Origin of the sequence: Heyndrickxia acidiproducens DSM 23148, assembly GCF_000374345.1 — a bacterium.
Lineage (GTDB): Bacteria > Bacillota > Bacilli > Bacillales > Bacillaceae_C > Weizmannia > Weizmannia acidiproducens.
Genome location: NZ_KB894029.1, coordinates 1 through 16,542, shown reverse-complemented (window position 1 = coordinate 16,542; position 16,542 = coordinate 1). Strand labels below are relative to the sequence as shown.

The following is a 16,542-nucleotide window of genomic DNA, read 5'->3' as shown; positions in this document are numbered from 1 at the left end:
AGATTCCCTAACACGATTCGCAAAAAACACTGTTCGTTTTGCGTGGTAAGATTTTTCTTATAACAAACGTTTGATATTTATGTCTATAGATGTCTACGTTTTTAGAAACGGTCCCCGCGGTAACGGTCCCTTCTTCATTTTTCAAAACTGAAACAAAGGTGTTTTTTACCGTACCGACAGACAACGAACAAGAGCACGGCTCATCCCTCAAAAAATGAACAAAGGAGTGGTTTTTCTTTGTCACCTCTACCTTACACCCCCTCAAAGCAGCTCCAGTACCACCTCTCCGGACGAAAATTGCTGGAAACAGAAATCCCCTTTCCCGCCGAGTGGCTTAAAACCTGCCGCCAAAACGGCTGGATCCATGAAGAAAAAGGCATCAGCGGCGAGTATCCGGATTGCACCTGCAAGCGCTGCGGCAACCAGAATCCGCATCTTTTTGCTGCATATCCCTGTGCCCACTGCGGCGAAATGAGTATCTACTGCCGCAACTGCATCATGATGGGCAGGGTATCTTCCTGCCTGCCGCTGATCAGCTGGACCGGCCCGGAGCCTGAGTTTACCCCGCCGCACGCACCGCTCCAATGGGCAGGACAGCTGTCAAAAGGCCAGCAAGCTGCGTCAGATGCAGTGTTAGACGCACTACAACATAAAAAAGAGCTGCTATTATGGGCCGTTTGCGGCGCAGGGAAGACCGAGGTTCTTTTTGCCGGCATTGAAGCTGCAATCAAAGCGGGGCGGCGGGTCTGTGTGGCGACGCCGCGGACAGATGTCGTGCTTGAACTTACCCCCCGGTTCCGGCAGGTGTTTCCGGAAATCAAAGTCGCAGCCTTATACGGGGGCAGTCCTGACCGCCATCTGTGGGCGCCGCTTGTTGTGGCCACCACCCACCAGCTGTACCGGTATGAAGCCGCTTTTGATGCTATCATTGTTGATGAGGTCGATGCGTTCCCCTATACTTATGACACAACATTGCAAAAAGCCGTGCAAAAAGCAGCCAAAAAAGATTGTGCCCGGATTTTTCTTACGGCCACCCCAAATGAAAAATGGCAGCAGGAATGCCAGGCAGGGAAACGCAGCCATGTCATGATTCCGGCCCGCTTCCACCGCCATCCGCTGCCGGTTCCTGTAATGAAATGGATCGGGAATTGGCGCAGGGCTTTTGAAAAAGGCAGGCTCCCCGGCAATATTGAAGCCTGGATGAAGCGGCGCCTCTCTGAAAGCAAACAAGCCCTTGTCTTTCTCCCCAATATCCGCCTGATGCTAAAAGCAGCCCCCCTCTTTCAAGCCCTTGATGAAAAAATTGAATGGGTGCACGCAGAAGACCCGGACCGTAAACAAAAGGTGGAGAATATGCGCGCCCAAAAAACCCCAATTCTTTTGACAACGACGATTTTAGAGCGCGGCGTCACATTCCCGAATATTGATGTTGCAGTTGTGGGTGCAGAAGATGAGATTTTTACCGAGGCGGCGCTTGTCCAAATTGCCGGTAGGGCTGGAAGAAGTCCCGCCTTTCCAAGCGGCGAGGTCACTTTTTTTCACTATGGAAGGACAAAGGCAATGTTAAAAGCAGTCCGCCATATCGCAAGCATGAATGAAGAAGCAAGAAAGCGGGGGCTGGTCGATGAATGAGTTCTGCCTGTACTGCCGCCAGCCGATCCGTTACCCGTTTTTCTGGCGCACGCTGGTTTTTCCACAGCAGGATATCTGGCTTTGCGACGCATGCAGGGGAAAACTGAAGCGAATCAGCGGGCCGGTCTGTAAAATTTGCTGCCGGCCGCTCGCAAAGCTGGATCCTGCGTTTATCCGGGAAGGCATCTGTCAGGACTGTGCCAGATGGGAAGAAGATGCCGCATGGTCAGGGGTGCTTGAAAAAAATACTTCGTTATATGAGTATAATGATTTTTGTAAAGATGTCTTGGCGCAGTTTAAATTCCGCGGCGATTACATTTTGTCCAGCATTTTTGCGGATGATATCCAAAAAGTGCTCGAACACAGCGATGCAGAGCTGATTGTTCCGATTCCGTTAAGTCCTGAGCGCCTTTCCGAGCGCCTGTTCAACCAGTCGGAGGCGCTTGCGGAAGCTGCAGGGCTGCAAACGGTTCCGCTCCTGAAACGCACCCATTCCGAAAAACAGTCGAAGAAAACGCGCGATGAACGTATCCATCAGGAACAAGTTTTTCAAATTGAAGAACACCAGCCGATCCAGGGCGTTTCCGTTTTATTAATTGATGATATTTACACGACCGGGTCGACGCTCCGCCATGCGGCAAAAGTGCTAAAGACAGCAGGCGCCGCGAAAGTTACTTCCCTCACGATCGCAAGGAGTTAAAGATATTTCAAACTGCCTTTTCACTTGAATTATCCGGGTGATGAAAGCCTTTGCGGGCAATTATTTCACATGAGATAGCGTTCATCGGCATGATGAAAGCTATCGCGTGCAGTTATTTTACATGAGATGGTGTTCATCGGCATGATGAAAACTATTGTGGGCAGTTATTTTACTTGAGATGGCGTTCATCGGCATGATGAAAACTATTGTGGGCAGTTATTTTACTTGAGATGGCGTTCATTAGCGTGATGAAAGCCAATACGGGTTGCTTTTTTTACCTGAAATGGCCTTCATCCCGCTTAGGAAAGAAAAATCTGTTCTATGAGTTACGGAAACAGGCTAAAAATCCGTACAAAATACCGATATAATGAATAGAAGACTGCGCTTTCCGTGCGAAGAATAAGCTACATGAACGAAAGGAGGCGGATCGGATGGCTGATTTGGCGAACTGTCCGAATTGCGGGAAACTGTATGTAAAAAACCCGATGCGCGATGTATGTGATGATTGTTATAAAAAAGAGGAAGCGGCATTTGACCGCGTGTTTGCTTTTTTGCGAAAACGCGAGAACAGGGCGGCAACAGTAGAAACGATCGTTGCAAAAAACGATGTAACAAAAGAACTTGTCTACAAATGGGTAAGAAAAGGCCGCCTGCTGGTCGCCAACTTCCCCAATCTCGCTTATCCATGTGACCGCTGCGGTGCATTAATTCAAAAAGGGAAGCTATGCGATCACTGCGCAAAAGGTATTCAAGATGATTTAAGCCGATTTGAACAGGAAAAACGGCGCAAAGAAGAACAAAGGAAAAATACATACTACTTCAAGAATTTCTAGTTTCCATTAAACATTCCGGCGTTTTATCCGATATAATAGGATGAGAAAGTAAGGCGCGGATATGATCTTTAAAGGGGTGAAAGCAGATGAAAATCAACAATATCAATTCCTCGGGAGTCAATCCTTACCAGCGGTCCGCCAGCCAGCGTGCACAGCAGGCCAAAATAGGCGGCACCCAAAAGACGGACAAAGTCGAAATATCTTCCAAGGCAAAGGAAATGCAGAAAACATCCCGGTTCGAAAAAGAACGTGCCCAAAAGATTGAAACATTAAAACAGCAAGTGCAAAACGGAACGTATCAAGCCGATGCTAAAAAAACGGCGGCAGGCATTTTAAAATATTATTCAGGACAATAAGACTGCGGAAAACAAATTTCCGGCAGCAGATTCCGATAGTAACGTGAAAAAGGGGGAGTGCCCATGTCTTTACAAAAACTGATCGTATGCCTTGAAAAACTGGTGCAGCTCCATAGCAGCCTGTTTACGCTGGCGTGTGAAAAAACCGACGTGATAAAAAAACAGGACATGGAGCGCCTCCAAAAAATGGTGAATGAAGAACAGGCCCATATCCAGGCGATAACCGCACTGGAAAAAGAACGGAATAAGTGCGCGCATGATTTTCTGAAAACCCGGCCAAACGAATCTGTTACGGTTTCAGACTGCATTGCGGCAGCGGCAGCCGGTGAAGAACGCAGCAAACTTGAAGCATTAAGGGAAGACCTGTTAATAATTGTAGATAAATTGAAAAAACAAAATGATTTGAATCAAATGCTGATCTATCATTCCCTTCAGTATATCAACCTTACCCTTGATTTGATCTGCCCGAAACAGCAGCCGGCAACTTATGCGCCGCCGCAAACATCCCGGGTACAGGCAGCCGGCATTTCGAGATTTGATTCAAAAGCGTGACAGAATTGGTTGAGATGGAGGAGAATGAACAGTGTCAACATTCTTTGGATTAGAAACTTCAAAACGGGCGTTAACGGCCCAGCAAAATGCCCTTTATACAGTTGGCCAAAACGTTGCCAATGCCAATACGGAAGGCTATACGCGGCAGCGCGCCAATTTAACGCCAACAGACCCTTACCCCGCAGCATCCATGAACCGCCCCCAAATTGCCGGGCAGATCGGAACCGGCGTTGAAGCAAGTTCTGTAGAGCGGGTTCGGGACAGGTACTTGGATAGGCAGTATCGCGAAAACAATAGTTCTGTGGGATATTGGGGCGCAAAGGCGGATGCACTGGGAAAAATAGAAGGGGTCATGGATGAAACCTCTTCGGACAGCAGTTTGTCCAAAACAATGGAAGCTTTTTGGGAATCTCTCCAGGACTTAAGCACCAATCCTGAAGACGTTTCAGCCCGTTCAGTCGTGCTTGAACGCGGAGAAACACTGTCAGACACCTTCCACTATCTGAGCAAGACGCTGGAACAGGATCAGTCAGATACAGGCAGCGAGATTGGCGTATCGGTGAACGATATCAATTCGATATTGCAGCAAATCAGCGACCTCAATCAACAAATCGGGGCACTGGAACCAAATGGCTACTTGCCGAATGACTTATATGATAAACGGGACAATCTGGCAGACAAGTTATCTTCTTATTTGGACATTACCGTTGAAACGGATAAAAGCGGCGGAAACGCCAAGGATATCGCTGACGGCATTTACAATATTGCCCTCAAAAGCGCAGACGGAAAAACGAGCAGCTATCTTGTCCGGGGTGGCACCTACAACGCCGTGCAAGTCCAAAACGGCACGGACAGTAACGGGGACAAAATATTGGACGCTGTTCCAGAAAACGGGCAAATGACCGGCATTACCGTTGCAGGCACGGCATTTTCCGTCTCCGATCCGAATGGCAATGTCATTTTCCCACAAGGCAAACTGCGCGGCTTAATTGAAAGTTACGGCTATCAATACCAGGACGACACCAATACAACAGTAGTGGCCGGGAATTACCCGGACATACTCGACAGCCTTGATAAAATGGCCTTTACATTTGGTACGATCTTCAATACTGTCCAGAACCAGGGAATAGATTTAAGCGGGGCAGCCGGGACCGACTTTTTTGACTTTGGCGGCCTGACAAGTTACCGGGGTGCTGCCGCGGCAATCTCCGTCAACAGCCAGATGACGTACAACAAAATTGCCGCTTCCGCAAACGGCGATAGCGGGGACGGCACGAACGCCATCAATCTCGCGAATATCGAAGGATTTGATTTAAGCAGTAGCTCGATTGCTTTAGAAGGCGGGAGGACGGTTGATATCGCTGCCCTGAAATTGCCGTTTACAAGCGGGACGATCTTAAGCAACTACGCAGGGATCATCGGAAAGCTCGGTGTCGATGCGGAGCAGGCGGACAACCTTGAAACGAACAGCAAATCACTGCTGGAATCCGTAGAAACAAACCGGCAATCCGTCAGCGCGGTTTCGCTCGATGAAGAACTGACCAATATGATCAAATACCAACAAGCCTATAATGCGGCGGCAAGGATGATTACGATGAACGATGAAATGCTCGATAAAATCATCAACAGCATGGGCATTGCAGGCAGATAGGCAGGTGAAAGTAAATGCGCGTAACTCAATCGATGCTCGCCAACAATTTCTTGAGCAATTTAAACACCAGTTACAGCAAACTCGCAAAATACCAGGAGCAGCTTTCTTCCGGGAAAAAAATCAATAAGCTGTCCGATGATCCGCTTTCTGCGATGAAAGGGATCGCTTACCGGCGGACGGTTGCCCAGGTGAAACAATACGAAGACAACTTCTCGGAAGCGAGCACTTGGATCGAAACCACAAATGATGCACTGGATGAAACCAACCAGGTGCTGCAGCGTATCCGCGAACTGACAGTGGAAGGTTCAACCGGTACGAAAACGCCAACTGACCGGCAGTCGATTGCCGATGAAGTCGAACAGCTCCGCGGACAGCTTGTGGATATTGCCAATACAAAAGTCAATGATAAATATATTTTCAATGGCACGGATACGACGGAAAAAACAATTACTTCTGATGTTACCACGCCCGCTGGAATTGCCGCCCTTAATATCAACAGCAATCCGGTCAAAATGGAGCTTTCCAAAGGGATATATCTGCAAGTGAATGCGGACGGTTCACAAGTCTTTTCAAAAGACTTATTTACTGATTTAAACAATTTAATTAGCGACCTAAACGCCGGCACATCGGCAACAGGCTTTGGTAGTTACTTGGGCAAACTTGATACCCATATTGACAACGCCCTGAGCGAACTGTCAAAAACAGGCGCCCGCAGTAACCGGCTCGATTTAATGAAAGATCGCGTCACACAGCAGAAAACAACTGCGACTGAGATCATGTCCAACAATGAAGATGTGGACATTGATAAAGTTTACACGGATTTTTCCGTTGCATCCGGCGCGTACGAAGCCGCGCTCAAAGTCGGCGCCCAGGTCATCCAGCCGACTTTACTGGACTTTTTAAGATGACATTTGGACACCATTCTGACTTGTTCGGATGGTGCCATTTTTTTATTCAGGATTTGGAGGCTTATGTATGAAGCTTAACACGAAATACCATGGCGAAGTGGAAATAAATGAAAAAGACATTTGGCATTTTGAAAACGGAATCCCGGGTTTTCCGGATGAAAAAGCGTTTACCATCCTGCCGCTTTTGGATGACGGCGTCTACAGGGTTTTGCAATCGGTGCAAACGCCGTATGCTGCTTTTGTGATCACAAGCCCGTTTCTATTTTTCGGGGACTATGCATTCAAAATTGACGATGCCACGCTGGAGCAGCTGTCGATCACTAATGAAGAAGACGTCCTGGTGTATTCAATTTTATCCGTCAAGGAACCATTCTCCAAAACGACCGCGAATCTGCAGGCGCCGCTCATTCTCAACCAAAAAAACCGCCAGGCAAAGCAGCTGATTTTAAATGGCACAGCCTATCAAACCAGGCACCCGCTCTTTGCGGATAAACCCGAAAAGGGAAAGGGGTGAGGAGATGCTGATCCTGTCAAGAAAAAAAGGCGAATCGATCCAAATCGGCGACGACATCGAAATCACCATCGCTGCCATCCAGGGCGACCAGGTCAAAATCGGCATCAACGCCCCGAAACATATTGAGATTCATCGGAAAGAAGTGTATTTGGAGATACAGAAAGAAAACGCGAATGCCGCAAAAAATATTGAAGACTTGATCAATTTACTTGCGCAATCTAAGAAAAATGGTGGACACGTGTAAAACGACCAGTTAGAAAACTGTCAGTGGCGTCTTCTCTTGATACCAAAAATCAAAATACCCCGATTTGGTTATAGATCTCACCCTGTAGTAAAATAAGGGAAGGTAAACATCTGTACATGGAATAAAGGATGTGAAGGACAAGTGATTGATCAAAGAATCAAAGAGCAGCTGGTCCAAATTGGTCTTTCAACAGATAAGGTAAAAAAAATTATCCTTTTCGGTTCCAGAGCTGTAGGAGATGACACAGACCGGTCGGATATTGATTTAAATCAGGCACCAAAAGAGATTTTTCTTTTTTGGTGCCTGTCACTGTAATACCGGGAAACCACTTACAGCAACCCACCCTCCCCCAGAACCCCCACACACCAATCTCAAGACAAAAAAATTTTTCTCCAAAACTATTAAATCAAAAGTCCTATCATCCGATATAACTAATGAGCGGGGGAACGGGGCGGCCGACCCGGGAACCCGGGAAAATTTCAAGTCCACATGGAAGTGGACTGACAACATTCAGGGAGGAAATATAAATGATTATCAATCATAATTTGGCGGCGTTAAATACGCTCAACAAATTAAACTCTGCATCCAATGCTCAAGGAAAAGCAATGCAAAAACTGTCTTCAGGGCTTCGTATTAACAGTGCTTCTGACGATGCTGCCGGCCTCGCAATTTCCGAAAAAATGCGTTCCCAAATCCGAGGCTTGGATAAAGCAACAAGCAATGCGCAAGATGGGATTTCTTTAATCCAAACTGCGGAAGGCGCATTGAACGAAACTCATGATATTCTTCAACGTATGCGTGAATTGGCAGTCCAAGGTGGTAATGATACAAATACCGATGAGGATCGTGCTCAAATTCAAACTGAACTCAACCAATTGATGTCTGAAATTGACCGTATCTCGGAAACGACCGAATTCAATACGCAAAATCTTTTAGGAGGTAGTTTTTCCGCAACGTTGCAAATTGGTGCAAATGATGGCCAAATTATTCATTTTACAATCTCTCAAATGGATACAACAGGGCTTAGCCTTTCTACTGCTAACATCAGTGTGGGACATAACTCAACAGCTAGCATAGCAATTTCTGCACTTGATAAAGCGATAAAATCAGTATCAACCCAAAGATCTAATCTTGGTGCACTTCAAAACCGCCTAGACCATACCATTAATAATCTGACAACTTCTTCTGAAAACCTGACTTCAGCTGAATCACGTATTCGTGACGTTGATATGGCAAAAGAAATGTCAGAGCAAACGAAAGACTCAATTCTTGCACAAGCTGCTCAAGCGATGCTGGCTCAGGCAAATCAACAACCACAGCAAGTATTACAATTGCTGCGTTAAGCTAAATAAACTCCCTTCTAACACAAGAAGGGGGTTCAATAAAACATTACGGTATTCTGATTACCGCAATGTTTTATTGAACCTAAATTATCTATAATGAGGGGTAAACATGAGACCATTTATTTCTTTATGTATGATTGTCAAAAACGAAGAGAAAGTCTTAAATAGATGTTTGGATTCGGTTAAAGATAGTGTCGATGAAATAGTCATTGTTGATACTGGTTCAACTGACAGAACAAAAGAAATTGCTGCAGCTTATACTTCAAAAGTTTATGATTTTGAATGGACGGACAGCTTTGCCGATGCCCGGAATTTTGCACAGTCCAAGGCTTTAGGACAATGGATTTTTGTACTTGATGCAGATGAGTATGTCGAACCTGAAAATTTGAAACAAGCCGTACGGGATCTTAAAGAATCAACGTCCGAAATTGATGCAGTTGAGATAAAGTTATTTAATTTTACTGGAATACATGGTGAAAGCATAATTCAGCATCACAGTATTAGGCTTTATAAAAACGATCCATTTATTGGCTATAAGAGAACAATTCATGAGCAACTAGTGAAAACAAAAGGTCAGCTTAAAACGAAGGGATCCAGCTTAATAATTTATCATTCCGGTTATATTGCCAGTGTTGTGAAGGAAAAGGATAAAAATAAAAGAAACAAGAAACTTCTTGAAAAAGAACTTGGCATTTCGAGAAATAAGGCATTTGATTATTTTAATTTAGGAAATGAATATCTTTCTACTAAAGAAGTAGAGAAAGCTTTGAAATCGTATATCAAAGCTTACCAGGGAAAAGCGGACATTCGCTATAGCTGGGTTTCATTTTGCCTTGTTCAGATTATCAATTGCTTAATTCAATTAAACCGGTATCAGGATGCTTTAAATGTTATTCAAGATTCAATGACCATTTATTCTCAGTCACCGGATCTGAAGTTTTTCAAGGGATATGTATTTGCACAGCAAAAACGTTTTGACGATGCTATTGAGGAACTTGAAGATCTATTATCGAATAAAGAACAATATTCGTATTTCCTAACAAGTATTGACTATTTAGAATACCGCCCGCATCAATTGCTTGGAACCTTGTATGAGAAAAAAGGAAATAAAGAAAAGGCAATTACACATTTTGCTCAGGCATTGAACATCAATCATCATTGTGACCGGTCGTTTGTGGGACTTTTGGAAATTCTTATTCAGCATGAATCAGATCATGCATTGAGTTTATTTTTGGATCAGCATGAATTCATGACAGACAGCAATCATTTAAACAAGCTTATCGCTGTTTTAGTTGCAAATTCAAAGTTTGAACTTGCAGAAAAATACATAAACCTTATTGAAAATAATGAATTGTTAAAAGCCGGTTTTAAAATGAAGTCCGAATTTGTTCAAGGCAATGATTTATTAATCAATAAATTTATTGAGTCAAATACATTTGAAAATTTAAATCAACTAATTGTATATGGATGTTTTGATATCTATGATTTAATTTTGTTCTGCATTAGGAATAATGATAAAAAAATTGCGCAATTGCTTTATATGTTAATACAGGAACCCGAAAAAAAACATTTGATGGATGTTTTCTTCTCAAATAATAAGCCAAAGACAATTAATCATGATGAATATCTTACTTTGATTAAAAAAACTTTGAAATATAAAATGTTTGATCTGTTTGCCGTTCTTGCAGAAAAAGCCGATCTTTATCCAAGCATCTATTTGCCGACGGGACATCTGCTATATCAATTTGGATTCAAAAAAGAAGCTATGAACATTTATGAAAACCTGGAGACAGTACAATATGAAAACGAAACATTTGTGGATATCATATCATATTATAAAGAACACGGAGATTACTTACGTGTTGCACAATGGATCATTCAGGCCTTAACTGAGGATAGAATGGATTTTAGAATTTTTGAGTCTGCACTGCAGGCGGACTACCATTATGAGGGGCTTATTGATTGGGATATACACCAAATTTGGGAAATTAGCTGCCAATATTATCCGAATAGTAGCTGCTTGACGAAGCGTAATCATATGGTTGAGGAGAAGAGGTATATTCAAGCACATATTTAATATACAAACCCGGATATATATAATAAAATTTTGTGTCAAATGGTAAATTTCAATCCTTAATCAAGTTAACATTAGGGAAAGGAATGATTATCCAAATAAAACAAATAGGTTTTCGTTATTAGATAATAGTGAAGACTTATTTGTTTACCCAGTTTTTTATGGCCATTTTTATTGGCTTTAAAAGTGATTTTGGAGGCTTTTTACATGTTTGTAAAAATGAAGAAAAAACTAACTGCCCTATTAGATACGGTATCTGAAATGTTAGGCATGTTAATTCAACTAAAAGATCCCAGGGCGGGACTTTACGACTGTATTGCTGCTATCCAGGCTATTTCAACACAATTAGAAAAAGAAGAGATTCTGCCTGTCCAATCATTGAAACTTCTTCGTGGTATCCAATCTAATTTCCAATTCTTTTTAAATGACATCAACCAACTTGATACAACCATAATTGAACAAACGAGTATTAAAATCAATTCTATTAAAGCCGTACTGCGAGATGAAGTGAAGGCAAAGTTGAATATTGTATTTTTTCCATATAAAGTTTCGATGTGGGATAGCCTTGCGAGCGTGTATGAAGCAGCTGCGAAAGATGAAGATTGTGAGGTAAAAGTTGTTCCAATCCCTTATTATCAGCTTTCGCGGGATCAAGCAATATACACATATGAAGGAGACAGATTTCCAAGCAATATCCCAATCACCTATTACAGCCAATACAAAGTGGAGGAACAGCAACCTGATATTATTTTTGTACATAATATATATGATAACTTTAATACACTTACACAGATACATGAAAAATACTTTACGACTAATTTAAAGAAATATACAGATATGCTTGTTTATGTGCCATATTATACGGCGTCATTTATCCCTTATGAAAAAGGAAATGGTTTTTATCCGTATAACATGCCTTCGATAAAAAATATAGATAAATTTATCATGGTTAATGAAACAGAGAAAGAGATTGCAATTCGTGAAGGGATACCGGAAAATAAAATTCTTGTATCGGGTTCACCAAAGCTTGACAGTATGGTTAAGACATTACAAGAAGGAGTATCTTACCCTCCTAATTGGTTAGAAAAAATAAGTGGTAAGACAGTGTACTTGATAAATACAGGATGCCTTTATTTTGCTAATAATCCGTTTTTAGCATTAGAAAAATTGATTGATTTTTTTAATATTCCCCGTTTTGTGGAGAATAGTATAGTCATATGGCGTCCGCATCCTCTAACAAAAACGTCTATATTGAAAAATACACCATTTTTTTTAGCCTATTTTTTAGATTTGATAGAAAAGATTTCAGCATCAGAAAATACCTTATATAAGGGTATAATGATAGATGAATCAGATAACTATTTTCCTGCTTTAATGGCTGCTGATGTATTAATAACAGCTGACAGTTCAATACTCCGTTCTTATTTGTTAACAGAAAAAAGAGTATTGTTTTTAAGTGAAAAGATGCCAGAGAGCTCTTTGCTACCATCAAATGTCTTTTATTATGCTTTTGATCAAACTGAGCCTTGGTACGAATTAGTGAAGAAATTTGCAAACGGGTATGATCCTTTAGCTACCAACAGAAAAGGAGTGGCACAAAAAATTTATACTAATAGTGATGGTACATCCGGAGAAAAAATATATTATAAAATTAAATTGGACGTCTTACAAATGGAGAATGCTTAATGGGTAATGATTCAATTAAAGTTAGTGTAATTGTTCCATTGTATAATGTTGAAAATTATATTGATGAAGCTCTTTCTTCACTAGTAAACCAAACTTTAAAAAGTATTGAAATTATTCTAGTAGACGATTTTTCAAGAGATAAAACACTTAAAATTGTATCATCATATACACAAAAATATTCAAATGTGTATCTTATACAACAAACTCAAAAAATGGGGGTTGGTGCCGCACGTAATTTGGGATTAAAAATTGCTCATGGTGAGTATATATTTTTCATGGATGCTGATGACTTTATTACTAGAAATGCTCTAGAACAAATGTACATCGCTGCTGAAGAAAATAACGCCAATTTAGTAACGGGAGTAATTAAAGAATATTATGATGCAAGAAAATCTTCAGAGATATCACCATACTTTAAGATTTTTCCTTCCCTAGCACAACAGGGGGAAAAATCCATTATAAAAAACCCAGAACTGTTTTTTTTAATTTATTGCTGGGGAAAACTATATAAGAAAAGCTTAATAGAAAATAGTACTTTTCCAATGAATATACATTTTGCTGAGGATCAACCATTTACTGTACATGCATATTTATATACAAATAAGATTTTTACGATTTCTTCTACAATTTACTATTATAGAAAAAGGGAGAGTGAAAAAAATTCAGTCTCTCAATCACTTTTAAAAGATCCAGCCTTATTTTTAAAAAACGTATTAGAAATTGTTTCTATTGGTACTGATCACTTTTCTGCTTTTGCAAGTAATAGAAAAAATCAATATAGTCAAGAAGTAATAAATAGTTTATATATTTATTACTTAAATAGAGTTGTTAACCGTGAAATTATTGGTATATTATATTCAACATTAGCTAAAGCTACAAAGCGACAAAAATTATCCGTATTAAATATACTAAATAATTGGATTGAGAAATTGCCAAATTCCCTATTAGTTAATGTTCCTAGTTTTAATACACTGGTTCAAACTTGCGCTCCACTTGTAAAATCATTAGATTATGACAGCTTACAGATCTTTAGACTTTTACTTAAAAATATGAAGTTGAAAATGGGGGTGTCAAAAATTGGAAACAGTTAAACTATTTCATAATGGTTGTTGTTAAATTAGACTTACTGAACAAGCGAAAGTTTCAGATTTGACAATAATTTTGGCTGTTTTTGCCGAATATAAAGTGTAAGGATGTTATGAAAAATACGTAAAAAAACCTGTACTTGGTAGAGGCTGTTTCTATGTACGAAAAAGCCGAATTAACTTTTTTCAGGGGAAAAGTATCTTACTTTCTGACTATCCACCACAAAGCTATAAAAGAAAATGCCGAATATGGATTCCGGAGTGCCTGCTTCTATCAATCCTTCAGTAAGCAACTGTTAGCGATGGATATATCCGAAAAAGGTAGAGGGTAGCGATGATAAACATCCGAGTAAAAAAAGGATGGCTAATGATAGGCAAACGGAATATAGAATACTTTGCCATATCAGGACTTGTATCCGCATACTGGTTTTATTACCATGAGATCTATGGCTCCCCATTAAAAACTACATCCAGAGGCTTAAACAAAAAGGACAGGAATATTACACCCCTGACCTAATCCGTAAAATAAAATTTGTCCAAAGAAAAGCAACATTTTGATCCATAACTCATTGATAAAGGTACGTACGGTTTGATAAGGGGGTAGCCTTTATTTCAGTGCCTGTCACCACCCGAATTTTGTCGAATATGAATTGTGTAATTCCGTTGACACTGATATAATTTTCAAATAATATAAAATAAATAGACATAATACCTCGTACCAATCAAAAATACCACCCCCGAAAGGATTGATCCTCATGACAACAGAATACCTCGACCTCAAAATGGACTTTATGTTCAAACAGCTTTTCGGCCACCCGAGCAGAAAGAAGATTACCATTGCCTTTTTGAATGATTTGCTGCATCGGCAAGGCCGCGACCGGATTACTGATGTTCAATACGAAAACACCGAACTCATTAAGGCAGAGCAGGTTGGCAAGACAAGCCGGCTCGATGTTCTGGTTTACACTTCCAACGATGAAAGGATTAATGTTGAAATTCAAATGGTAGACCAGCACGATATGCCGGAACGGGTGCTGTATTATTGGTCGAAATTATTTTCCTCATCGTTGCAAACAGGGCAAAATTACTCTGAACTCGTCCCTACCATCATGATCTCCATCTTAAACTACCCGCTTTTTCCCCATGAAACTGACAGCTTCCACAATGTTTTCCACCTTTATGAGGATAACGAGCGTTTTATTTGGAGCCCGCATCTTGAATTTCACACGTTTGATTTATCGCAGTTTATGGTAAAATGGAAAAAATACAGACGTGAAATGAGAGCGAAGCCGTCTGCCGAATACCCATGGCTGATGATGCTTTCCGCGGCGGATTACCGGAAAAAGACCATTGACACGAGTATTTTCCACGAACTGGAGGAATTTGCGATGAACGAACAGGAAGTACGAGAAGCGATCAAAGAATGGGAAAGTTTAAGTGCCAATCACGAAAATAAGGTATTGTATGAGGCGCGGTTGAAGTATTTGCGTGATCAGCTTTCAAATATCCTTGGAGAAAGACGTGCTGGCAGAGAAGAAGGCAGAGAAGAAGGTATTAAAAAAGGCATAAATAAAGGCATTAAAGAAGGTATCCAAAAAGAACGGGAAGCTGTAATTAGAAAAATGTTGAGCAAGGGAACCGCACCCGACTCGATTGCAGATATGTTGGACTATCCGCTTGAAGAAATCAAAAAAATCCAGCAAAAAATAGAGAATGATAAGTGATTTTCTCACGAACTGGAGGAATTTGCGATGAACGAACAGGAAGTACGAGAAGCGATCAAAGAATGGGAAGGTTTAAGTGCTAATCACGAAAACAAGGTATTGTATGAGGCACGTTTGAAGTACTTAGTTTTGCGTGCTACCCGAATTTTGTCGAATATGATTTGTATGTATGTGTAAAATTTTACTCGGAGGTTAATAAGTGGAAAAAAATGGGAAGACGCTCTATCATTTAAATGTACGCTAGCACGCGAATACATTTAGAAAGAGGTCTTCCCATGGGAAATATTATATCAAAAATTGTGGAGTTATTAAAGGGTACAGACAGTCTTATCGAATTTGAGGAACAGTCCAAAATTTTTATGCAACAGACCTTTACGCAGTTGGTTGGGGACGTATTTGTGAAATTAGACAAGATCATCAAACAACAGAAATTGGATGAAGGTTGGGAGTACTGCCGGAGTGATGACAGAAGCGTTCAGTTTCTGTTTGGAAACGTGGCTTTTAAACGTTCATTGATGCATGACAAGAAAGGGGCTCCACACTATGTACTGGATGAATGGCTGGGGATGGAACCGAATCAGCGTTACAGCCCATTAGTGGAATTGAAGGTGGCGGAGCTGGCCAGTGAAAGTACCTATCAAAAAGCAGCTGATATTTTGAAGGAGTGGACAGCAGTGAGCCTTTCCCGTACAACTGTGGGGAAAATGGTGAAACGCGTGGGGGAAGCCCAGGCGGATGATGACCAGGCATTTGTAGAAGAGCTTGAAGAGGCTGCTTCACTGCCGGAGGGAAAGAAAGTGGATTACCTGTTTGCCGAAGCTGACGGCGTATTCGTCCGGGGGCTGAAGAAGAAACAGAGTATGGAAGTCCACCATGCCATTCTCTATGAGGGGTGGGAAATCAATGGCAAAAGGGTTTCCCTGCGCCAGCCTAAAGTGATGATGACAACCAAACCAATTCAGACATTCTGGGATGAGGTCCAAGCCACAGCTGCCAACACATATTCCCTCGAAAAAGCCCGTGTCATTACCAACAGTGATGGAGGGCCGGGGTACACACCTGAACGGTTTCAAACGGCATTCTCACAGTCAGAATTTCCGACACTCAATCAGCTGGATGCTTACCATGTCGCACAGGCCGTTGTCAGGACATTTGGGGGTGGGAAGAGCGAAGTAAAGGAACAGATTAGAAAGGCGATAAAAACGCATGATTTGGGCCAATTCACGCTGTATTTGGACAC

At 41.5% G+C, this 16,542-nt stretch carries 17 protein-coding genes; all 17 read left to right on the top strand.

Going from position 1 to position 16,542, the window contains the following annotated elements; genetic code table 11:
* Nucleotides 1–237: 237 nt before the first annotated feature.
* A complete protein-coding gene (locus tag C232_RS0115965; protein WP_018665154.1) occupies nt 238–1,632 on the top strand; it encodes an ATP-dependent helicase ComFA in 1,395 nt (464 codons plus the stop codon).
* Nucleotides 1,625–2,332, top strand: a complete 708-nt coding sequence (locus tag C232_RS0115960) for a ComF family protein (protein ID WP_018665153.1) — start codon at nt 1,625–1,627, stop codon at nt 2,330–2,332. The genes C232_RS0115965 and C232_RS0115960 overlap by 8 nt, the downstream gene beginning before the upstream one ends.
* A gap of 431 nt (nt 2,333–2,763) precedes the next feature.
* Nucleotides 2,764–3,165, top strand: coding sequence for a TIGR03826 family flagellar region protein (locus tag C232_RS0115955; RefSeq protein ID WP_018665152.1), 402 nt, complete (start codon nt 2,764–2,766; stop codon nt 3,163–3,165).
* Nucleotides 3,166–3,251: 86 nt separating this feature from the next.
* Nucleotides 3,252–3,521 carry a flagellar biosynthesis anti-sigma factor FlgM gene (gene flgM / locus C232_RS0115950; RefSeq protein ID WP_018665151.1) on the top strand — a complete coding sequence of 90 codons (270 nt, stop codon included), beginning with the start codon at nt 3,252–3,254 and terminating at the stop codon, nt 3,519–3,521.
* A gap of 63 nt (nt 3,522–3,584) precedes the next feature.
* Complete coding sequence (locus C232_RS0115945) at nt 3,585–4,073, top strand: flagellar protein FlgN (protein WP_018665150.1); 489 nt, start codon at nt 3,585–3,587, stop codon at nt 4,071–4,073.
* A gap of 31 nt (nt 4,074–4,104) precedes the next feature.
* Nucleotides 4,105–5,724, top strand: a complete 1,620-nt coding sequence (flgK, locus tag C232_RS0115940) for a flagellar hook-associated protein FlgK (RefSeq protein WP_018665149.1) — start codon at nt 4,105–4,107, stop codon at nt 5,722–5,724.
* 14 nt (nt 5,725–5,738) lie between these two features.
* Entirely contained in the window at nt 5,739–6,632 is an 894-nt protein-coding gene (flgL, locus tag C232_RS0115935; RefSeq protein ID WP_018665148.1) for a flagellar hook-associated protein FlgL, read from the top strand.
* Nucleotides 6,633–6,699: 67 nt separating this feature from the next.
* Nucleotides 6,700–7,146, top strand: coding sequence for a flagellar assembly protein FliW (gene fliW / locus C232_RS0115930; RefSeq protein WP_018665147.1), 447 nt, complete (start codon nt 6,700–6,702; stop codon nt 7,144–7,146).
* A 4-nt stretch (nt 7,147–7,150) separates the two neighbouring features.
* Nucleotides 7,151–7,390: a carbon storage regulator CsrA gene (gene csrA / locus C232_RS0115925; RefSeq protein ID WP_018665146.1), complete on the top strand. Its 240-nt coding sequence runs from the start codon at nt 7,151–7,153 to the stop codon at nt 7,388–7,390.
* Nucleotides 7,391–7,531: 141 nt separating this feature from the next.
* Nucleotides 7,532–7,705, top strand: a complete 174-nt coding sequence (locus C232_RS19920; RefSeq protein WP_018665145.1) for a nucleotidyltransferase domain-containing protein — start codon at nt 7,532–7,534, stop codon at nt 7,703–7,705.
* Between the two features lie 212 nt (nt 7,706–7,917).
* Entirely contained in the window at nt 7,918–8,733 is an 816-nt protein-coding gene (locus tag C232_RS0115915) for a flagellin N-terminal helical domain-containing protein (RefSeq protein ID WP_018665144.1), read from the top strand.
* 109 nt (nt 8,734–8,842) lie between these two features.
* Nucleotides 8,843–10,810 carry a tetratricopeptide repeat-containing glycosyltransferase family 2 protein gene (locus C232_RS0115910; RefSeq protein ID WP_018665143.1) on the top strand — a complete coding sequence of 656 codons (1,968 nt, stop codon included), beginning with the start codon at nt 8,843–8,845 and terminating at the stop codon, nt 10,808–10,810.
* 204 nt (nt 10,811–11,014) lie between these two features.
* On the top strand, nt 11,015–12,493 hold the full coding sequence (locus C232_RS0115905; protein ID WP_018665142.1) for a hypothetical protein: 1,479 nt from the start codon (nt 11,015–11,017) through the stop codon (nt 12,491–12,493).
* A complete protein-coding gene (locus C232_RS0115900) occupies nt 12,493–13,584 on the top strand; it encodes a glycosyltransferase family 2 protein (RefSeq protein ID WP_018665141.1) in 1,092 nt (363 codons plus the stop codon). Before C232_RS0115905 ends, C232_RS0115900 begins: the two co-directional genes overlap by 1 nt.
* Nucleotides 13,585–14,333: 749 nt before the next feature.
* The gene (locus C232_RS0115890) at nt 14,334–15,302 is read left to right on the top strand and encodes an Rpn family recombination-promoting nuclease/putative transposase (protein ID WP_018665139.1); all 969 of its coding nucleotides are present in this window, start codon (nt 14,334–14,336) and stop codon (nt 15,300–15,302) included.
* 27 nt (nt 15,303–15,329) lie between these two features.
* On the top strand, nt 15,330–15,479 hold the full coding sequence (locus C232_RS19915) for a hypothetical protein (protein WP_018665138.1): 150 nt from the start codon (nt 15,330–15,332) through the stop codon (nt 15,477–15,479).
* Between the two features lie 98 nt (nt 15,480–15,577).
* Nucleotides 15,578–16,542: ISLre2 family transposase (locus C232_RS0115880; protein WP_018662447.1), on the top strand; the 965-nt coding region annotated here is incomplete at its 3' end.

Coding starts and splice junctions, on each gene's coding strand:
- C232_RS0115960 (WP_018665153.1), top strand. CDS start 1,625: ATGAATGAGTTCTGCCTGTACTGCCGCCAGCCGATCCGTTACCCGTTT.
- C232_RS0115955 (WP_018665152.1), top strand. CDS start 2,764: ATGGCTGATTTGGCGAACTGTCCGAATTGCGGGAAACTGTATGTAAAA.
- flgM (WP_018665151.1), top strand. CDS start 3,252: ATGAAAATCAACAATATCAATTCCTCGGGAGTCAATCCTTACCAGCGG.
- C232_RS0115945 (WP_018665150.1), top strand. CDS start 3,585: ATGTCTTTACAAAAACTGATCGTATGCCTTGAAAAACTGGTGCAGCTC.
- flgL (WP_018665148.1), top strand. CDS start 5,739: ATGCGCGTAACTCAATCGATGCTCGCCAACAATTTCTTGAGCAATTTA.
- fliW (WP_018665147.1), top strand. CDS start 6,700: ATGAAGCTTAACACGAAATACCATGGCGAAGTGGAAATAAATGAAAAA.
- csrA (WP_018665146.1), top strand. CDS start 7,151: ATGCTGATCCTGTCAAGAAAAAAAGGCGAATCGATCCAAATCGGCGAC.
- C232_RS0115915 (WP_018665144.1), top strand. CDS start 7,918: ATGATTATCAATCATAATTTGGCGGCGTTAAATACGCTCAACAAATTA.
- C232_RS0115910 (WP_018665143.1), top strand. CDS start 8,843: ATGAGACCATTTATTTCTTTATGTATGATTGTCAAAAACGAAGAGAAA.
- C232_RS0115905 (WP_018665142.1), top strand. CDS start 11,015: ATGTTTGTAAAAATGAAGAAAAAACTAACTGCCCTATTAGATACGGTA.
- C232_RS0115900 (WP_018665141.1), top strand. CDS start 12,493: ATGGGTAATGATTCAATTAAAGTTAGTGTAATTGTTCCATTGTATAAT.
- C232_RS0115890 (WP_018665139.1), top strand. CDS start 14,334: ATGACAACAGAATACCTCGACCTCAAAATGGACTTTATGTTCAAACAG.
- C232_RS19915 (WP_018665138.1), top strand. CDS start 15,330: ATGAACGAACAGGAAGTACGAGAAGCGATCAAAGAATGGGAAGGTTTA.